The organism is Pauljensenia sp. UMB6358, assembly GCF_030216865.1.
In the GTDB taxonomy this organism is placed as follows: Bacteria; Actinomycetota; Actinomycetes; order Actinomycetales; family Actinomycetaceae; genus Pauljensenia; species Pauljensenia turicensis_A.
On the sequence record NZ_JASOMS010000250.1, the window covers coordinates 1 to 246 of the forward strand.

Consider the following 246-nt stretch of genomic DNA (forward strand, 5'->3'; position numbering starts at 1 on the left):
TCGGTAACGATGAAGCGGTTGGATACTTGGCAGACAGGCTCAACGCAGCAGGAGTGGAAGATCTGCTGCTAGAAGCCGGGGCGCATGCCGGAGACACTGTAGTTATCGGTGATATAACCGATGGCGTCCTGTTCGATTGGGAACCCACGATGTCTACCGGAGCCGAATTGCTCGGCCGCCGCGGCGAAGACCTAAGGTTGGACCAACGCTCCCGCCCAACCAGGGAAGAAAAGCGCCGTGACTACT

General features: G+C 58.1%; 1 protein-coding gene. It reads left to right on the forward strand.

Annotation, left to right across the window (positions count from 1 at the left end; all coding sequences use genetic code 11):
• Nucleotides 1-246: Obg family GTPase CgtA (gene cgtA / locus QP381_RS09350; RefSeq protein ID WP_285068766.1), on the forward strand; the 246-nt coding region annotated here is incomplete at both ends.